The 16,176-nt window shown below is 63.1% G+C and carries 14 protein-coding genes; 11 read left to right on the top strand and 3 right to left on the bottom strand.

Going from position 1 to position 16,176, the window contains the following annotated elements; all coding sequences use genetic code 11:
• Positions 1 to 270: 270 nt before the first annotated feature.
• The 5 genes from OPIT5_08475 to OPIT5_08455 all read left to right on the top strand — a co-directional run bounded on the left by OPIT5_08475 (position 271) and on the right by OPIT5_08455 (position 5,586).
• On the top strand, positions 271 to 822 hold the full coding sequence (locus OPIT5_08475; protein ID AHF90231.1) for a FeS assembly SUF system protein SufT: 552 nt from the start codon (positions 271 to 273) through the stop codon (positions 820 to 822).
• A 144-nt stretch (positions 823 to 966) separates the two neighbouring features.
• On the top strand, positions 967 to 1,761 hold the full coding sequence (locus OPIT5_08470) for a nucleoside 2-deoxyribosyltransferase (GenBank protein ID AHF90230.1): 795 nt from the start codon (positions 967 to 969) through the stop codon (positions 1,759 to 1,761).
• A 111-nt stretch (positions 1,762 to 1,872) separates the two neighbouring features.
• Complete coding sequence (locus OPIT5_08465; protein AHF90229.1) at positions 1,873 to 3,420, top strand: glucose-6-phosphate 1-dehydrogenase; 1,548 nt, start codon at positions 1,873 to 1,875, stop codon at positions 3,418 to 3,420.
• Positions 3,421 to 3,724: 304 nt separating this feature from the next.
• On the top strand, positions 3,725 to 4,726 hold the full coding sequence (locus OPIT5_08460) for a glucose-6-phosphate dehydrogenase (protein AHF90228.1): 1,002 nt from the start codon (positions 3,725 to 3,727) through the stop codon (positions 4,724 to 4,726).
• 116 nt (positions 4,727 to 4,842) lie between these two features.
• Positions 4,843 to 5,586 carry a 6-phosphogluconolactonase gene (locus tag OPIT5_08455; GenBank protein AHF90227.1) on the top strand — a complete coding sequence of 248 codons (744 nt, stop codon included), beginning with the start codon at positions 4,843 to 4,845 and terminating at the stop codon, positions 5,584 to 5,586.
• A gap of 28 nt (positions 5,587 to 5,614) precedes the next feature.
• On the opposite strand, the gene OPIT5_08450 is transcribed toward OPIT5_08455, so the two are convergent.
• Positions 5,615 to 6,637: a LacI family transcriptional regulator gene (locus tag OPIT5_08450; GenBank protein ID AHF90226.1), complete on the bottom strand. Its 1,023-nt coding sequence runs from the start codon at positions 6,635 to 6,637 to the stop codon at positions 5,615 to 5,617.
• Between the two features lie 126 nt (positions 6,638 to 6,763).
• On the opposite strand from OPIT5_08450, the gene OPIT5_08445 reads away from it, so the two are divergent.
• From OPIT5_08445 to OPIT5_08435, 3 genes are all read left to right on the top strand, one after another.
• Positions 6,764 to 7,606 (top strand): anchor protein, encoded by an 843-nt coding sequence (locus OPIT5_08445; GenBank protein ID AHF90225.1) that lies wholly within the window; start codon positions 6,764 to 6,766, stop codon positions 7,604 to 7,606.
• Between the two features lie 68 nt (positions 7,607 to 7,674).
• Complete coding sequence (locus tag OPIT5_08440) at positions 7,675 to 8,937, top strand: Alginate lyase (protein ID AHF90224.1); 1,263 nt, start codon at positions 7,675 to 7,677, stop codon at positions 8,935 to 8,937.
• Positions 8,934 to 9,629: a hypothetical protein gene (locus tag OPIT5_08435; GenBank protein AHF90223.1), complete on the top strand. Its 696-nt coding sequence runs from the start codon at positions 8,934 to 8,936 to the stop codon at positions 9,627 to 9,629. Before OPIT5_08440 ends, OPIT5_08435 begins: the two co-directional genes overlap by 4 nt.
• Positions 9,630 to 9,692: 63 nt before the next feature.
• Here OPIT5_08435 and OPIT5_08430 read toward each other — a convergent pair whose 3' ends face one another.
• Complete coding sequence (locus OPIT5_08430; GenBank protein AHF90222.1) at positions 9,693 to 10,535, bottom strand: anchor protein; 843 nt, start codon at positions 10,533 to 10,535, stop codon at positions 9,693 to 9,695.
• A 132-nt stretch (positions 10,536 to 10,667) separates the two neighbouring features.
• Positions 10,668 to 11,435 carry an N-terminal cleavage protein gene (locus OPIT5_08425; GenBank protein ID AHF90221.1) on the bottom strand — a complete coding sequence of 256 codons (768 nt, stop codon included), beginning with the start codon at positions 11,433 to 11,435 and terminating at the stop codon, positions 10,668 to 10,670.
• Between the two features lie 108 nt (positions 11,436 to 11,543).
• Between OPIT5_08425 and OPIT5_08420 the strand changes: the two genes are divergently transcribed.
• The 3 genes from OPIT5_08420 to OPIT5_08410 all read left to right on the top strand — a co-directional run bounded on the left by OPIT5_08420 (position 11,544) and on the right by OPIT5_08410 (position 16,075).
• Positions 11,544 to 12,620 (top strand): LacI family transcriptional regulator, encoded by a 1,077-nt coding sequence (locus tag OPIT5_08420; GenBank protein ID AHF90220.1) that lies wholly within the window; start codon positions 11,544 to 11,546, stop codon positions 12,618 to 12,620.
• A gap of 81 nt (positions 12,621 to 12,701) precedes the next feature.
• Positions 12,702 to 14,477: a hypothetical protein gene (locus OPIT5_08415; protein AHF90219.1), complete on the top strand. Its 1,776-nt coding sequence runs from the start codon at positions 12,702 to 12,704 to the stop codon at positions 14,475 to 14,477.
• 32 nt (positions 14,478 to 14,509) lie between these two features.
• Positions 14,510 to 16,075 (top strand): sialate O-acetylesterase, encoded by a 1,566-nt coding sequence (locus OPIT5_08410; GenBank protein AHF90218.1) that lies wholly within the window; start codon positions 14,510 to 14,512, stop codon positions 16,073 to 16,075.
• Positions 16,076 to 16,176 lie beyond the last annotated feature (101 nt).

The following is a 16,176-nucleotide window of genomic DNA, read 5'->3' as shown; positions in this document are numbered from 1 at the left end:
AGGCACGAAAAAGCGCAAAAAATCAGACGAACAAACAAAAACGCTCCTTCCGTTTTTTTGCGCCTTTTGTGCTGCCTCTTTGCGGCTATTCCCTTCCGGAAAACTTCGATTGCGGCGCAGCCGCTCCAGGAACATCCGCCGTCCATCATCGTGCAGGTCCCCCCTCCCCCCCCCCGCCGCCTGATCTGTTGGATATCGGGGCCAGTATGTTGGACATCCGGACCGCTCCAGGCTCGACACTCTGCCGCGATGCTTCCGAGACTGCCTCTCATGAGCACACGCCTTCTCAAGGAAACCCCGGCCACCGCGATTCCCGCTGGCGACGCCGCCGCCCTCCCGGCTGGCACCGCGGTCGATGTGGTCCAGACCCTCGGCGGCAACGTCACCCTCCGCACCGATCGCGGCCTTTTTCTCGTGTCGCGGGAAAATGCCGACGCCATCGCCGGTTTTGAGCTCTCCACGCTCGGTCCGGTGTCCGCCGCCGCCCCGGCCTCCGGCGGCGTTTTCAGCGAGCAGGCGGTCTGGGATGTCCTCAAGACCTGCTTCGATCCCGAGATTCCCGTCAACATCGTGGACCTCGGCCTCATCTACGATCTCTCCATCGAAAAATCCCCGGCCAATCCCGATCTCCACACCGTCGAGGTGAAGATGACGCTGACCGCCCCCGGCTGCGGCATGGGGCCGGTGATCGCCGAGGATGCGCGCCAGAAGATCGCCGCCCTTCCGGCTGTCGAGTCCGCCAAGGTTCACATCGTCTGGGATCCGGTCTGGAACCCGCAGATGATCTCCGAAGCCGGCCGCCAGAAACTCGGCCTCGAATAAGCCATGCCGACAAAATGAGGTTTTGGCCCGTGCAACACACGAAAGGACCCGAAAATCCGGATCATAAAGTTATGGTATTCTTTTCGTGTCCTTTTGTGTCTTTCGTGGGCTTTTCCTGATCGTCTCCCCTGACTTTCGCTTTTCATGCCCAAATCATCCAAGGCCAAGGTCACCAAGGCCCGGTCCGGCCAGTCCTCCTCCGGCGGCAACAAGCATCCGGCGTTCAACGTTTATTTCGGCGGCGAGCTGTTCAGCCTCAAGCACCTCATCGGCAACGCGTGGCTGGCCGAGGAAATCTACGAGCGCTCGCATGGCCGCTTCCTCTGCCGGCTGCCGCAGGACATCGAGTTTCGCAACAGGCGCGCCAAGACGATCCGCGACAAGGATCTCCTCGCCCTCGTCGAGAGCGACCTCGCCCTCTTCAGCTTCGACGGCGCCGAACTCGACAGCGGCACGCTGGTGGAATTCATGTTCGCCAAGTTTGCCGACATCCCGGCGGTGATCCTGCGCAGCGACATCCGCGCCTCCGGCGACCAGCCCGGCGGCGCACCCTGGAACCTGATGGCGAGCTTCTGGCCGCGCACCGTGTCGGTCGTCGCCCCCAGCCTCATTCTCTACAAGATCGTGCAGAAACAGCGCCCGCGCGGCGACGGCCTCGCCGCGGCCCTGCGCCCGCCGCCGCCGGCCGGGGACGTGGTCACGCGCCTGGCGGGTCTCCACAGCTCCGCGACCGCGCAGCGCATGTGCGAGGTGGTGGCGGACAAGGTGGTGGCGGCGCTCGAAAAAGCCGCCCGCCTGCCGCCCGCGATGCCGAAGCACCTGCGCGAGGAAGTGTACCAGTGGCTCGCCCGCATGCCCGGCCTCGACGGCAAGGAGAAAACATTGCGCAAGCACTTCGAGGACATCCTCGCCCGCAAGGTCCGCCGCGACCTGCTCTGAGGCGCGCCCGGTCAGCACGCAACCGACATCAGCACGGCGATTTGCCCTCATAAAACTTGCTTGCCGGGCATCTGTGCGTACCAGTTCCCCTTCCGACCAATCGACTCACTCATGTCTGCCGCCGACGCTCACCGCCATCCGTTCCTGCAAGGTCTCAGCAAGCACCGGGGCGCTCCGCCCACCGTCATCGTCATTTTTGGCGCATCCGGCGACCTCACCGCCCGCAAGCTCATCCCCGCCATCTACAACCTCGGCTTCGACAACCTCCTCCCCGCCGATTTCCATCTCGTCGGCTACGGACGCAAGCCCATCCCCGACGACGAATTCCGGAAGATCGCCACCGACGCCGTGAAAGAGTTTTCCCGCCGCGAGCTCAATGCCGACGTCTGGGACCGCGTCGCCTCCCGCACCACCTACGTCGCCGGCGGCTACGATGATCCCGAAGCCTTCAAACGCCTCGCCGCCCACATCACCGGACTCGAAAAGAAGCACGGCCGCGAACTGCAAACGCTTTTCTACATCTCCACGCCGCCTTCCGTATTCGAACCCATCCTGGAAAACCTCGGCGCCTCCGGTCTCGCCTCGAAATACCTCGGCCAGCCGCATCACGCCAAGGTCATCATCGAAAAACCCTTCGGCAGGGACCTCGCCTCCGCCCTCGAACTCAACGGCACCATCCGCCGTGTCTTCGAGGAGCACCAGGTGTATCGGATCGATCACTACCTCGGCAAGGAGACCGTGCAGGACATGCTCGTGCAGCGTTTCTCCAACGCCATCTTTGAACCGCTCTGGAACCGCAACTACATCAACTCCGTGCAGATCACCGTGGCCGAGGAAGTCGGCGTGGGCACGCGCGGCGGTTATTACGAGCAGAGCGGCTGCCTGCGCGACATGATCCAGAACCACACCATGCAGCTCGTCGCGCTCACCGCGATGGAGCCGCCTGTGTCGCTCGCCGCCGAAGCCGTCCGTGACGAGAAGGTCAAGCTCCTGAAAGCCATCCAGCCTCTCCGGCTCGGCTCCGGACCCGAATCCGACGTGGCCCGCGCCCAGTACGCCGCCGGCATGACGGGCGGCAAGCAGGTGAAAGGTTATCTGGAAGAGGAGGGCATCTCCGAAAAATCCGCGACCGAGACCTACGCGGCGATCCGCCTCTCGATCAACAACTGGCGCTGGCAGGGCGTGCCGTTTTACCTGCGCTCCGGCAAACGCATGGCGCGCCGCGTCACCGAAATCGCCATCGAGTTCAAGCGCCCGCCCGGCACGCTCTTTGCCGGCGGCGGTTTCGACCTCGCTCCCAACACGCTCTCGTTCCAGATCCAGCCCGACGAAGGGCTCAACCTCATCCTCAACGGCAAGGTGCCTGGCCTCGAAACCCGCACCCAGCCGGTGAAGATGAACTTCCGCTACAGCGCCACCTTCGGTTCCAACACGCCCGAAGCCTACGAGCGCCTCGTGCTCGATGCGATGATCGGCGACGGCACGCTCTTCATCCGTGGCGACGAGGCCGAGACCTCCTGGAAACTCTACACGCCCCTCCTCGAAGCCTGGGCCGCCGCCGGCCGCGAGGGCATCGACACCTACGCCGCCGGCTCCTGGGGCCCGGCCGCCGCCGACGCCCTCCTCGCCCGCGAAGGCCACACCTGGAGAAAACCGTGAGGGAATTTTCGATTTTCGATTCCTGATTTTCGATTCCCGATCAGGAGCTGCCTCTCCATCCTCGAGGTTCCAAAAACTCATTTTTGAACAGAAGGAAACCAAGGTAACGAAGGGAAAACAAAGAAGGCAATGAATGATAATTTATTTATTCCAATTGAGTTAAACAAGAATGAGGCATCTGCTTCCTTGGTTGTTCTTCGTTCTCTTCGTTGCCTTCTGTTCAATTTCTAGAACCTCCTGTCTGATAAATCCGGCGCGGCAGCGCCCAATCGAGAATCGAAAATCCAGAATCGAAAATTCCACCATGCCTGCCATTTTCAACGCCCTGCCCGGAATCGAGGTTCCCGTTGACGCCATTTCCAAAAGCCTCGCCAGCCTCTGGTCCAACCCCGAGATCACCGGCCTCGATCCCGACGATCCGGCTTCCGCGGGCATCGAGGACCCCAAGGCCACGCAGGTGAACTTCGTGCTCCACCTCGGTTTCCAGACCACCGAGGAGGATGCGCTTGTCCAGTTTCGCATCGCCGTCGAATTTTCCCGCCGTTATCCGTGCCGCGTCGTCGTGCTTTGCCCCATGCGTTACGACGAAGTCGGCGACGAGATGCGCGCCAAGATTTATGGCGAATGCCATCCGGGAAAAACCCGCGGCGATCTCCGCTGCTGCGAGTTCGTGCTTCTCAGTTACCCGATGAGCGCGCGCCAGTATCTGGAAGACCAGGTTTCCATCTGCCTCTCCACCGACCTGCCGCTCTATTACTGGGTCCACCGCTTCACCTCCAGCACCCGGCTCAGCGACTACCGTTACCTGCTCGGCCGCTCCAAGCGGGTGATTTTCGACAGCGCCATCGCGCCGGCCGACGTGCTCACCTTCAACTGGCCCAACCCCGCCGCCGTGCGCGATCTCGCCCACGCCCGCCTGCTGCCCGTGCGCCAGTCCATCGGCCAGTTCCTTGCGAATTACGAACCCGCCGCGCTCGCCGACGGCCTCCAGGGCATCCGCGCCCACGCCGGCGCGGGCGTCGTGGCCGAGGCGCGCTCGCTTCTCCACTGGGCGCATGAACGCCTCGCCGATTGCGGCGCGCCTGCCGGGCTGCCGCTCCACTTCAGCGCGTCGCCCAAACTCGCGACCGACGAGACCGAGCTGATTTTCGAATACGGCAACGCGCACCACTTCCGCTGGGCCGGCAAACTCCACCACGGTTGTGCGCAACTCGAGGCCGACTACGGCGAGGGCCGCGAGGAGATCAAGACCGCCATCAACCTCCTCGCCCCCGAAGCCGCGCTCTCCGAGGCGATGTTTTTCTGAAAAGCTGAAATGCTGAAAACTGAAAAGCTGAAATGGAGCAAATCTCCTGCTCGCTTCCATCTGTCACACCGCATTCCGGTTTCAGCATTTCAGTTTTCAGCGTTTCAGCTTTTCCCATGACCACCACACCTTACGGCCGCCTCCTTGTTGCGGAAAAATCCGCGTTCTTTCAAACCGCGCTCGATCTCGCGCTCGAACAGCGCAGCCGCACGCCCGAGGGGGAACGTTTTCTCTGGGCGCTGACCGGCGGCGGCACGCCGAAGGAGTGGTATCGCTGGGCCGTCACGACCGGCGCACTCCCGGCCGCCGTTGCCGCGGCGATCGACTGGACGGTGAGCGACGAACGCCACGTGCCGCCCGAAAGCCCCGAGAGCAATTTCGGCAACGCGGTCCGCGACCTGCTTGATCCGCTCGGCGTTCCCGCGGGCCGCCGTCATCCGTGGCCCGTCCACCTCGCGCCCGCCGAAGCTGCGCACGCCTACGCCCCGGCCCTTGCTGCGCTCCGCGATCCGGCCAGCGGCGCCCATGCCCGCGCCTACAATGTCTGCTTCCTCGGCATGGGCGACGACTGCCACACCGCCTCGCTCTTTCCGGGCACGCCGCTCCTGGCCGGGGACGGTGGCGCCCTTTTCGGCGCGCAGGAAGTCCCCGGCAAGGGCTGGCGCCTGACGATCACGCCCACTGGCCTTGCCGCCTGTGACCTGATCGTGGTCATGACGCTCGGCGCCGGCAAGGCCGACGCGCTGCACCGTGTCATGAAGGGACACTACGCGCCGAACGAAACGCCTTCGCAGATCCTCAAAACCGTCGCCGACAAAACCGTGTGGCTGGTGGACGAAGCGGCCGCGGCGAAGCTGTGACGGCGGCGGTTCGCCCTTCTTTCGCGCATCAGCGTTCTTGCTTCCTCACGCTTGGCCCGGCGAACCAGTCGCCAGTGATGAACATGGAACGCGGATGCTCCGGAATGCCGCAGACATTGCGGTTGATCTGGTCGATCACCAGATGCACGGCGGCGCGACCTGCCTCGAAGTTGTTTTGCCTGACTCCGGCCAGGTGCTGCCACGAATCATCCAGATCCAGATGAGCGATCCCGACATCCTCCGGAATGCGGATCCCTGCTACTTTCAGATAGTCGATCGGCTCCCCTGACGACACCACGATGGCGTCCGGCCGTCCCTGCCCGAACCAGCGCAGAAACGCCTCGCGGTCCCAGTGGTCCACCACCAGCGGCGCGGGAGCCTCGTATCCGTTGATCCTGGCCCAGCCCATATAGGCGGACAGCGCCCGGTAATTGACCCATAATGACCGCTCCAGGACGAATCCCGGGCGCCGGTATCCCAGCGCGGCCAGCCTGTCCATCACCAGCCACGCGTTGCCGTAGTGATCGGCCATGCTGAGATGCGCGTTGAAATTCCTGAGCGGAGAGCCGAGGGCGGCGAACGCGTAGTTGTCCCAGCCCGACTCGCACCATTTCGGCACGCTGCCGCCGCGAAACACCACGCCGGGCACCCGACGCGCGCGCAGCCGGGCGAACACACGCCGGGCCGATTCCTCGAATTCCCCCCACAACATGCCTTCGAGAATGAAACCGGTCTCCTCGCACGCTGTCCGTTCCCCGTCCCGGAAGCGGGAGAGGGTCGAATGCCCGCCGGCCGCCTCCGGCATCCAGCCCGGAGAAAACGATACGATGATCGCCCGCATCTGCTGCCGTGCCGACCGCCGCCGGTGTTGCGACATCAGCGCCGTCACCATCGGATTGGGCCGGTAACCGCACTCCGCGGCGATGGCCTTGATCCGTCGTCGCGTTTCTTCCGATACCTTGGACCGGTTGCGCAACGCGAAACTTACGGTCGCAATGCTCACTCCCGCCCGTTGCGCAATATCACGATAAGTCGGCGATTTTGAAATCATTGCGTATTTAAATGAGGTAAACGTGTTAACCCTAAAACACCTTGTTTTGCCCGCCACGCAATCCATTTTTATGAGCGATCAGGCCCCCGCCCGGTTCATCACCCGTCAACCGACCCGCAAAACACCATGCAAAACACAACGAAACCGTTCACCCGCCTTGCTTCTCTCGCCTCTGCCGCACTCCTGCTTTCCGCGTCCCAACTGCATGCGGTCGTGATCACCGATCCCGTGCTCACGACCGGCCCCGGTTCCATGGACAAGGATACCGGAAAAATCGGTATCACGAAAACAGTGACCGGGAGCACCGAAAAATCCGTGCTCGAAACGACCGACGGTTTTGCCGTCATTAAAGAGGGGTTTGCGGGATTCGAGAGATACGGGACATCGACCAACACGTTTTCGTTTACCGAGGCCAACCGTCCCGATGTCCGTTTCTCCATTTCCGGGACCAGCGTGAACACCGAGGCGGGCCGCGAACTCACCAATCCCGACTACCTGGCGACGGATACCGGCATGCGTCTCGTCAACGGAGGCGCCGCCGGCTACGTCAAGGCGACCATCGAGTTTGGTTCGCTGGACGGTGGAAGCTTCACGACAGGCGAAGGCGTCGCCGCGGTCGGATTCCTTCTCACGGGGCCCAGCGGCCAGTTCTCCCGGGTGACATCCATCACGGCCACCTTCTTCTCCGTGGCCGGCACGGCTCTTTCCACCCAGACCATGGACGAATCGCTTGCCGGAGCCCAGGGTCTGTATTTCGGCTACAAGGCGTCCGGCGTCGATCTGATCGGTTCGGTGGAAATCACGGTCAACGTCACCGCCCAGTCAGGACAGACGGTCACTCTCGGTCTCAACAACTTCGGCTTTGCCCCTGCGGGCACCATCCCCGAACCTGCCGGTATCGCCCTGACCGCCGGCCTTGGCGTGGGTGCCCTGATTCTCGTTCGTCGCATCCGCCGGCAGGCCCGCTGATATCTTCTGCCTCCCAGTCTCCAGACACACGCTTCCTTTTGTGACCCATCGGGCCGGTTGCCCCGACAATGACCACCATGAAATCCCGCCGACATCTCCTCGCCATGCTCCCGGCGATGGCATTCGCCTTCTCTGCCGCCACCGCCGGTCCTGCGGAGACCCGCCCGCCTGCTCTCGTCAATATCGACCACGCCGATCTCCTCGCCATTCGCGCCGAGATCCGGGCCGGCAAACCCGAACGGCAACCCGCCTTCGAAACTCTCCTTCGGGAAGCCACCTCGTATCTCGCCGTCACACCCGACTCCGTCGTCAACAAAACCCGTATCCCGCCCTCCGGGGACAAGCACGATTTCTTCGCCATCGGCAGCTACTCCTGGCCCAACCCCGACACGCCCGACAGCATGCCCTGGATTCGCCGGGATGGCCATGTGAATCCCGACACAAACGGTCCCGACTACGACAAACGCCGTTACGTGGTCATGCGCATCCGCGTCAACGCGCTGGCCCTCGCCTGGTTCTGCACGGAGGACGAACGCCATGCTGCCAAGGCCGCCGACATCCTGCGTGCCTGGTTCATCGCGCCTGCCACACGGATGAATCCGAATTTCAACTACTCGTCATCGCTGCCCGGCGTCCATGACGGCATGGCGATCGGCATCATCGAGGGCGCCGAGCTGATCGGCCTGCTCGATTCCGTAAAACTTCTCGCAACCTCCCGAAGCTGGACCCGGGCCGACGACGATGCGCTCCGCCGCTGGTTTTACGACTACACGACCTGGCTGCTCGAAAGTCCCCTTGGCAAGGAGGAGCTCCGTTCCGACAGCAACCATGGCGTCTGGTACGATGCACAGATCGCCGCCTTTTCGATCTACAGCGGACACACCGCCCGAGCCCGCGAGGCCGTCCTCCGCGGACGCGACCGGATTGCGCAGCAGATGGTGGCCGACGGCAGCTTGCCGCAGGAACTCAAGCGCAACCGTTCGTTCAACTACTCCGTCTATGCCCTGCGGGCCTTCACCGCGCTCGCCCGCTGCGGCGATATTATCGGAGAGGATCTCTGGCACTACCGCACGCCCGACGGACGCGGCCTCGAAAAAGGCTTTGCATTCATCGCTCCCTATCTCGCCAACGAAAAACCCTGGACCTGGCGCAGCCTCGACAAGGAGCCCAACAACCTCGCCATCCAGATCACGCGTCTGGCCGCCAGGGCTTACGCGGCGAACGCCGACCTTGTCCAGGCTCTCGACCGTGCCACCCGCCACCTCGCCACCCTGCGTCCTGTTGACGACCGCATCGTCCGGTTGTCGGGCCTGACCCCGCCATCGCCATGAAATCTTTCCGCCAACACCCTCCCCTGTGCCGCGCCTTCACGCTGGTCGAGCTGCTCACCGTGATCGCCATCATCGGCATCCTCGCCGGCATCCTGATTCCTGTTACAGCGAAAGTCCGCGACAAGGCCCGCGACGCCCAGTGCAAGACCGCGCTCCGCTCGTGGGGAGTTGCCATCCATCTCTACGTAAACGACAATCGCGACCGCCTTCCCGGTCCGTTGGATCAGGATGTCGTCGAGCAGGTAGTGGACGGTTCAAAATACGTAAACAAGGACGGCAAGCCTCTCATGCTTTATCTGGCCCCCTACATCGGGTTGCCCAACACCGATGAATTTCAGCTCCCTGCTTCGTATATTTGCAGCGGTTTTGTCGCAAAGTCTCCGACTGCGGGAGGGCCACCTTACTTCTGTCCACCTGCGGCAAGCAAGGAAACGCCGCAGGTCCTGGATGTGTATCCATTCGGGAAGGGCAGCACACTGAAACCGATGCTGTATACCGAACTGGATTCGGTGCTCCTGCGTGTTCGCGAAGGCATCGCCCTGCAGGACATGGATTATGGCCGTCTCGGCTCGGCTACTGCCAAAACGACATGGGGAGACAAGGTGCCGCGCAAGCTCACGCACGGCGGCCACCGCAACACACTTTTCTGGGACTGGCGCGTGGCCAGCCGTCCCTACAGCGAGATTCCCTGAACGGAGGGAAGCCCGTCCCGATGAATGGAACTGCCGCCCCGCAGGGCAGCGGCAGCAGACCGTTCACGCGGAGCGTCGTCGTGCACGCTGGCGCATGAGCGCACATATCAGAAGCATGCCACCTGCAATCAACGCATACGTGCCGGGTTCGGGGATCGGACTGGCTGTCGTCGTGAGCGTGAGACTGTCGAAGTAGCCGGCGCTGTTTCCCGAAATGTAGATGTTGGAAAACGACGAGAACGACGTGTCCCTGATCGATGCCGCAGCCACCGAACTGCCGCCGAGATACAGATCAAGTGAGCCATCGACGGCATTCCAGGTGAGGCGGATCGAGCCAAACTGGCTGGCCGACGTCGGGTCGGCCCCGATGGAGAGCGTGATGCCGGATGCCACCGGCGTGGTGAGGTTGGAGCCGAGGGGATCGTTTGCCTTGAGGTCCGCGGCGATCACGCCGTCGAGTTTGCGAATGGAAACGCATCCCTGGCCGCCGTAGTTGTTTTCCAGTGCTGTGTTGAGCACCAGGCCGTAGCCGGAGATTTTCCCTTCCGCATCGGGCGCGCTGGTCACGAGAATATAGACCGAACGCTGGTAGGCGCTGGCCGTGATGCTGGCGGTAAGTTCGAAATCTTTGGCGAGCGTGAGCGTGGACGAAAAATCCTTCGCGATGCCGACATTGTTGAACTTCGCTGCGCTTCCCGTTCCGCCGTCGAGTGCGATCAGGGAGGGGGCGCCGGTCGTATTGTAGGCCATGCGCGTCCAGCCGGATGCGGACAGGCCGCTCCAGCCGGAGCTGAAGTCTTCGTTGATGACATCGAACGCGAATGCGCTGATGGCGAGGGTTGCGGAAGCCACGAGGGACGCCGCGAGTTTGGGAACCAGGGAGGATGATGGTATGTTCATATGCATGGAGGTCGGGAGCAGGTGGGAGAGGATCAGGCAGGGGCGGGGCACGGGTGTGGCTGTCTCCGTTACCCTGGCGGTGATCCGGGTGGCGTTGATGTGGGGCGTTGCGCTTCGCGTTCGCTGCCGCCGCACCGTTTACCAGGCCCGGAAATGATTGAACGCGCTCGTATTGATATTTTTCGGGTTGGTGGACTCGATGTGACCGTCGGCGAAGGCGAAATTGATGGAGTTGCCGTGGTAGAATCCGCCATTGATGCGTCCGGTGACCTTGTCACCCGTGTCAGCGTGCCACCCGGTCGAGATGCAGAAGGCGCCGGCGTATTGGTAATTGTCCACGATCGCGCCGGATGAACTGGTAAACAGTTCGGTGAACATCACCGACTTGGAGGGAAATGCCAGTTCCGACAGATTGCGGCTGTACTGGACTCCGCCGACCGAGCCGAAAACACCGATGCCCTGGGCCCACTGGTTCTCGCTGTCGTTGGCGCGCAACAGCGTATAGGAGCGCGCCCATTTCGCCGGCGATTCCGAGACCACGAGCGGACGCGGATCCTCCGGACATTTGTAGATGAGTGACGGACTGGCCGCGCCGCCTCCCGCGACGGGGACGATGCCCAGGTAGGTGCGCAGCATGGAATCCCACCGTTCGCTTCCGTCGACCGCCACCGGCAGGTTGCCGCGATGGTCGTTGGCATACAGCAGCATTGCAGTGGCGATCTGGCGCATGTTGTTTGCGCATTGAATCTTGCGGGCCGTCTTCCGGACACGGGAAACCGTCGGCAGGATGATCGCCGCGAGGATGCCGATGATGGCGATGACCGTGAGCAGCTCGATGAGGGTGAAGCCCGCGGGAGGGCGGTGGGGGGCGACGGGATGGCGACGGGATTTTTCGGGGAGTGACATGACGGAGACGGGTGTCGGGGGGATTGATGATTGGCGGTGAATCGGAGGATCGTGCCGCCCATATCAACTTGCGGTCCGAAATGCTAAAGCCCAATTTCAGGCATCACGATGCCTAACAGAAACCCCACGACCCGCGAGATCGCCGCTGCCTGCGGATGCAATCAGTCCACCGTTTCCCATGCCCTGCGCGGCCACTCCAAGATCCCGTCCGAAACGCGCAAGCGCATCCGTGCTGCCGCCGAGAAACTCGGCTGGCGGCCCAATCCGCTCGCTGCTGCTTATATGGCTCACCTGCGCACGACGCGCACACCGGCGTTTCAGGCGAGTCTCGGGTTTCTGAATACGCATCCCGAAAGCGGTCACATCAACAACCTGCCGCTCTATATGGGCCGCCATTATCGCGGAGCCCAGGAACGTGCCCGCGAACTCGGTTATGCGCTGGAACCGATCTGGCTCCACGAGCCGCACCTTACCGCCCGCCGGCTCGCCTCGATCCTGCGCAATCGCAATATCACGGGACTCATCGTGGCGGGCATCCTGCGACCGTCGGAGATACTGGAAAGACTCGACTGGAAACACTACGCCGCCGTCGCGCTCGGATTCTCGTTCACCAGGCCGCAACTGCACCGGGTGGCTGTGCATACCTCGCACGGCTTTCACCTTATGCTCACCAAGGCCGTGGAGTTCGGGTACCGGCGCATCGCCGTTGTCGTATCCAGATCCTATGACAATCGCGTCGATCACGGCGTGCTTTATCCCACCTGGTTCCTGCAAAAGCACCTGCCCCGCACGCACCGGATCCTCACGCATATATTTCCCGAACCGACCGAAGACGCTGTGCCGGGCATCCAGGCGTGGATCGCGCAAAACCGCCCCGAAATCATCCTCGGCGAGGAAATCGTGTGGCAGTCCCTGCGCCGGATGAAGTGGCGTGTGCCGCAGGATGTCGCTTTCATCAACAACGACTGGTCGCCGGAGTATCCCAAAACGGCCGGGTTTAACCAGCACCACGAACTGCACGGCTCCGTGGCAGTGGACATGGTCGTTGCCGCGCTCATGCAAAACGAACGCGGCCTGCCTGCCGTGCCGCGCCTGACACTCATCGAAGGCGAGTTTGCCGATGGTCTCGCCGCTCCGCCCAAAACTGAAATCCCGACGATCAGCCAACCCGTCAATCTCCTGTAGCAGCCGCTGCCGGCCGGGCATCGTGATGCCTGCCAAAGGCGTTTTCCGGCAATCCGTTTTCCGGCAACCCGGCAAGCCACCATGAAACATCTCCGACGCCTCGCCCCGATCGCCATTGTCATCGGCTCCGCCGCCGCCTTCGCCCTTCCGGTCCGTTCCGTTGCGGATGTGCCTGCCGTCGCCGATGTCGGCGCGCGGCTTCCTTTCGTCACCCGTGAAGCCGAATCACCCGAAAACAGTCTGGTTGGCTCCGGCGCGCGCATCGTGCGCATGACGGCGCCGCCCGCACGCATTCCGACGCCCGGGCAGGAGGCGTCCGGTCGCGCCTTCGTCGAACTTGCTGCCACGGGCGATACGCTCGAGATTCCCGTCGCCGCCGAGGCCGACTCCATCGTTATCCGGCATTGCATTCCGGATGCGCCTGACGGTGGTGGTATCGACGCCACGATTACACTCCTTGTCAACGGTCAGACCCGGCAGTCGCTTGCCCTTTCCTCCCGGCACAACTGGCTGTACGGCGCTCCCGGGCAAAACGGACAGGACAGTACCCCTTCTCCGGAGGGCGCGCATGTCTTCTGGGAGGAAACCCGCGCCTTCGTCACCGGTCCGGCGCTGCAGCCCGGCGACAGGCTCCAGCTCCGCAAGACGCCGGACGATACCGCGGCGTATTACCGGATCGACCTCGTGGACCTGGAACTTGCCGGGCCTCCTCTCCCTCCGCCTCCGGAAGGCACGTATCTGGATGTCCGCGACAACGGGGCGAAAGGCGATGGCGTGACCGACGACACCGGGGCCATCGCCGCCACGATCGCCGCCGCGCGCCTGCAAAACAAGATAGTCTGGATTCCCGCCGGCACCTGGATCCAGACGCAGCGTTTGACTCTCGACGGCCCGGTCATCGTGCGGGGAGCGGGCATGTGGCATACCCGTATCGTCGGTACGGTCGCGGGCACGACCTGGGCGGGCAACATGGGCTTCCATCTCACCGGCGACGGACCTGCGCTGGCCGATCTTTTTATGGAAAGCGCGGTCCATACCAACCGTGCGTCCGGCGCCAAACCCGTGACGGGGGATGCCCGCAACTGGCGGGTGGAGCGTCTCTGGATCACGCACACGAATGTGGGCCTCTGGATGAGCGGAGCCTCGCACGGCGTTGTCCGGGACTGCCGCATCCGCTTCACCTATGCCGACGGCATCAACCTCAATCGCGGGGCCAGCCACAACCTTGTTGAAAACAACCACATCCGCGGCTGTGGTGACGACGGCATCGCCTTCCTTTCCGAGACCGGGCGCAACGATCCGCCGTCAACACAGAACACCGCCCGCCACAACACCGTCACCTGCATCTGGTGGGGGCACAACATGGACCTTGCCGGCGGCTCCGGCCATGTCATGGAAAACAACTACCTGGCTGACAATGCGCTCATGGGAGCCTTCACGGTGAATATGACCGGCTCCTATCCCAATCATCCTGTTTCCCGCAGTGTTTTCCGCCGCAATGTTCTCGAGCGCGGCGGCGGCGATTATTCGGGACAGAAGCGCGGGGCCATCTGGATTTATGCTGGCGACAACACGATCACCGACATCGAGGTTTCCGGGAACCGCATTGTTTCCCCGTACTTCCGTGCCTTTGACGTCACCGGGAAAAAGGAGCAGCGCGTCACCTTTGACGGGAACCGTGTCGAACTCGCACCGGAATCCGCGGCGACGACCGATGTCGTGCATGTTGGCGCTGGCGTCACAGGAAGCGGAGTTTTCAGCAACAACACCGCCATCGGCCTTCCGGCGGGGCGCCCGGCGATCGTCAATCGTTCACCCGCGACCTGGACGGTCGAGGAGTCCGGCAACCAGTGGTAAGCGACATGCGTTTCCCGTCCCATTGGTTGAATATGAAAAAACAGTCCCGATATATCGCGACAGCCGGTGCGTTTTGTGTCTTCGCGCTCGTGTTGTCCGCCCGTCCGCAGCCCGCTCCGCTTTTTGGCGACCATGCGGTGCTTCAGCGCGGCAAGCCGGTGCCGGTTTGGGGAACTGCCGGACCGGGCGAGCGCGTCACCGTGCGCTATGGCCCGCTGACGGCACAGGCGCAGGCCGACGACGCCGGGCGCTGGCAGGCGACGCTGCCGCCGTTGCCAGACACTGGGCCGGCGCAAGACCTGTTGTTCGAAAGCGCCGACGGCCGGACAGTCAGCCGTGATGTCCTCGTTGGTGACGTATGGTTGTGTGCCGGGCAGTCCAACATGGCATGGTCGCTCGGACAGTCGCTGGGGCGATCCGTCGGTGCGGAGGAAGCGGTCGATGCGCCGCTGGAGCCGGCCATCCGGCAGTTTGTGCGGCGCCCGGTGCATGTGCCGTTTGCCGGTACGCCGCAGACAGAGTTTCGAGGTCAGTGGGTGGTGAGCGCTCCCGACGCGCGCAAGGAGTTCTCCGCCGTCGGTTACCTGTTCGCACGCGAACTCCACGCACATCTCGATGTTCCCCAGGGGATCATCGTGAGTGCGGTTGCCGGCACGTTTATCGAATCCTGGATGAGCGCCGAGGCCCTGCGTGCCGCCGGGATCGACCACGAGATGACCGACAAATGGAGCAAAACGCTCGCGATGTTCCCGGAAAGAAACGCAGACTACGAGCGGCAGGTGGCCGAATGGGAACGCGAAAAACAGGATGCCGCCACTGCCGGAAGATCCTTTACCCGGCGCCGTCCTTCCGTGCCTCCCGGTCCGGGTCATCGCGACACGCCATCCGGTTGTTTCAATACGCTGTTAAATCCCGTAATCCCGTATGCCCTGTGCGGCATGGTCTGGTATCAGGGCGAGCAAAACATCGGGCGGGGCGCGAAATATGCCGACCTGCTGCGCGCCTTCCTGGCCGACTTGCGCGGGCGCTGGTCCGACGATGCCTTGCCCGCGCTTCTCGTGCAGTTGCCCAATTTCGCTTCGGATGGTGCGGATCGCCCCGAGTGGGCGATTTTCCGCGAGGCGCAGGCGTCGCTGACCAGGGAGCCGGACAACTTCATGGCGGTGTCGATCGATCTCGGAACGCCCAACGACGTGCATCCGCCCGATAAACGTGAACTGGCTCGCCGGTTGTCGCTCGTCGCCTTGCGACGCGTTTATGGCCGCTCCGTGAACGACGAGGGACCGCGCCTGGCTGGCGTGCGACGCGAGGGCGCAGGATTGTTGCTCACGTTCACCGCCGGGACCGGCGCGCTGCCGCTGGGCTTGATCACGCCGGATCAACGTCCTCCCGGAAAAACTTTCGAGGTGGCGGGCGCCGACGGACGCTTTCAAGCGGCCTCGACAAGTATCGAGTCGACCGATACGATCCGTGTCGGCAATCCGGACATTCGCGAACCTGTCGCCGTGCGTTACCTGTGGTCCAATGCACCGGCAGCGATCCTGTATGGCGCCGATCGGCTGCCGGTTGCGCCCTTTCATGCAGAATTACCCCGGTAGACGAGCTGCGAAAACTATACGGCCTGAACCCCATCCGCCTGCCTCCCGCGTCCTCATCGGCGCGGAGCTTTTTCGGCATCAGTATGGACGGCCCTGTTAAA

Source organism: Opitutaceae bacterium TAV5 (assembly GCA_000242935.3).
In the GTDB taxonomy this organism is placed as follows: Bacteria; Verrucomicrobiota; Verrucomicrobiia; order Opitutales; family Opitutaceae; genus Geminisphaera.
The sequence above is the reverse complement of the archived record's forward strand: the minus strand, read 5'-3'. Positions and strand labels throughout refer to the sequence as shown.